1 protein-coding gene is annotated in these 3,185 nt (G+C 57.3%); it reads left to right on the top strand.

The window, feature by feature from the left end:
* Window positions 1-3,185, top strand: a 3,185-nt coding sequence (locus tag AB4043_RS19935) for a carboxypeptidase regulatory-like domain-containing protein (RefSeq protein WP_442307878.1), incomplete at both ends; no start/stop codon positions are given.

The following is a 3,185-nucleotide window of genomic DNA, read 5'->3' on the forward strand; positions in this document are numbered from 1 at the left end:
CAGGTCGACCAGGGTGCCATCACTGGCACCGTCTCGGATCCTTCCGGCGCTGCAGTCCCGAATGCGACGGTGACTGTAACGAACGTGGATACGGGATTCGTCCTGACGGACAGAACGGACTCCAGAGGAACCTACACCTTCTCCCCCGTGAAGATCGGCAAATACACCGTGAAAGTTACGGCGTCCGGTTTTTCCACCAAGCAACAGGAAAATATTCAGCTCCACGTCGCCGAACGCGCGACTGTGGACATCGCACTTCAGGTCGGAGCGGAAGAGACGGTCGTTGTAACGACGGAAGCGCCTCTGCTGCAGACCGGTGACGGTTCGACGGGACAGGTTATTGAAGCGCAGACCATCGTCGACACACCGCTGAACGGACGTAACTACGTCTTCATCGCGCAGCTCGCAGCCGGCATTGCTCCCGGTAATGGATCGCGCGGTTCAGGTAAAGGCGACTTCTCGGCCAACGGTATGCGGTCAGAGCAGAACAACTTCCTTCTGGACGGCGTCGATAACAACGTCAACGTGGTGGACTTCTTCAACGGAGCTTCGTACAGCGTGAAGCCCCCACCGGAGGCACTGGCTGAGTTCAAGGTGCAGACCGGCGCCTACAGCGCGGAATACGGCCACTCGGCCGGCGCGGTCGTTAACGTATCGGTGAAGTCCGGTACCAACAGCATTCACGGTTCGGCCTGGGAATATATCCGTAACGATGCCTTCGATATCCATGAGTGGTCGTCGTTTGGCAATCGTGTAGTCCCCAAGTACCGTCAGAATCAGTTCGGCGGCACACTGGGCTTCCCGATTATCAAAGACAAGCTCTTCCTCTTCGGTGATGTGGAAGCGAATCGCATCATCTTCGRCGAGAGCAGCAACGCCTCCGTGCCCACGACGCTGATGCGCCAGGGCAACTTCTCAGAGCTTCTGGACACCAACAAGACCGGAAATAGTAACCCCGTACAGTTGGTGCAGCCGAACTCGGGCAACATCGCCACGCCGATGAGCTGCAATGGCCAGAACAATGTCCTCTGCGCAAGCCAGATCAATGCCACTGCGCTAAAGATCCTGAACATGTATCCGGTCGCGAACCAGAGCATCAACGGCAGGATCAGTAATAACTACTTCAGCAACCGGAACGCGATCGATAACACGACGCAGTTCGATATCCGCGCTGATTACAACGCCACCCAGAAGGACCAGGCGTTCGTTCGCGCCAGCTACTCCGATACTCCTGGAACCCGTGCTCCGATTCTCGGGCCAGTTCTGGATGGCGGCGGCTTCGGCGACACCGGCAACATTGTCAACTTCTCAGAAGCTCTGGCAGCAAGCTGGACGCACGTCTTCAACTCGAGCTTCGTCAACGAAGCGCGCTTCGGCTACAACTACGGTCACTTCGGGTTCACGCAGCCGAACGCGACGAACTCGAACCTGGCGGCCAGCATCGGACTTGGCGGTATTCCAGGAGGCACCACCAACGGCGGTCTGCCTAACGTTTCTGTAACTGGTATCAACGGATTTGGCACACCGACCTGGACGCCAACCGACGAGCACCAGAACGTCTACCAGATCCTGGACAACGTCACCAAGATTGTCGGCAACCACAGCTTCCGTACCGGCATTAACTTCCAACGCATTCGTTTCTCCACGCTTCAGCCCATCGAACCGCGGGGAACCTATAACTACAGCGGTAAGTTCACCGCGGGAGCGGGTTCGCCCACAACCGGCGGAATCGCATACACGGGCTCCGGCGTTGCGGACTTCCTTACCAACAACATGGACACGGCAGCGCTCACCAACATCGCCACCACGGATGATGTTCGGTGGATTCGTGCGGCGTACTTCCAGGATGACTGGAAGATCTCGCAGCGGCTTACTCTGAACCTCGGTCTCCGCTACGAGTATGCGCAGCCCTACATGGAACGCCATGATAACCAGGCGGCTTTTGTCGTGAGCACGATCGGACCCAGCACAGGAACGGGTACCTATTACATTCCGAGCTCCAAGCGGAATGTATCGCTGGCAAGCAGCTTCACGAACACGATGGCGGCCAACCGTATCAACATTGCTTACTCAGACAACCGCTTCCTGATTCAACCGCAGAAGACCAACTTCGCACCCCGCTTCGGCATCGCCTACAAAGCGACAGACAAGCTGGTGCTGAGAGCTGGATACGGTCTCTTCTACGGCGGTCTCGAGAGCGCGGGATACTATCCCAACCTCGGCCTGAACTATCCGTTCATGTTCGAGTCTGGATATAACTCCACTACGCTGTATGGATCCTGCAGCACGACAAGCTGCCGTAACAACGGCATTACGTTAGAGAACGGCTTCTCCGCCGCGATCGCTGCAGGTTTGCAGAATTCGGTTTCTAACCCCAGCCTGCGCGGATCGGATGCTCAGGTGAAGACGCCGTACAGCCAGCAGTACAACCTCTCAACCGAATACGCGATCTCTCCCTCGCTCTCTGCGGGACTGGCGTATGTGGGCTCCAACTCACGTCACCTGATTGTCTTTCCGGATAAGAACGGATCGACAGCCCTTCTCGCATCGGGCCAGGATACAACCAAGTACAAACCATTCCCTGGAATCAACGGTACAGCCTACAGTTCGTACGCTGGAGGCTCCAGCTACAACTCGCTGCAGGCAAAACTCGATCAGCACATGCATAACGGGCTTAGCTTCCTGGCGAGCTATACCTGGTCGCATTCCCTCGATAATGCGCCGACACCATTGGGTAGCACAGGTGATGCCGGTTTCCGTAATCCGAACCTGATCGGCCTGGGGCCTGACTGGAGCAACTCACCCTTCGACGTGCGGCAACGCGTTGCGCTCAACGGCTCATATGCCTTCCCGTACGGCGTCGGCAAGAAGTATGGCAATCATCATGGTGCGATGGACATTATCCTTGGGGGATGGACGAACAGTTTGACGTTCATCGCGCAGACCGGTAATCCATTCAGCATGAACACCAATGTGAGCACCCAGGCCGGTGGAAACGCGCATCCGGTGGCCATCCGCGATCCGTTCGCTGCCGGTGGTTCGCCCGATTCGCGCCGCACCGATACCGTAAGTTGCGCGGCCCAGACCCGGACACCCAAACACTGGTATAACCCGTGCTCCTTCGTCAATCCACCCGCGGTTGCTTCTGGTTCTGTCATCACCGGATCAGCGGCGTTGCCGTATCT

The organism is Terriglobus sp. YAF25 (assembly GCF_052113305.1).
GTDB lineage: Bacteria > Acidobacteriota > Terriglobia > Terriglobales > Acidobacteriaceae > Terriglobus.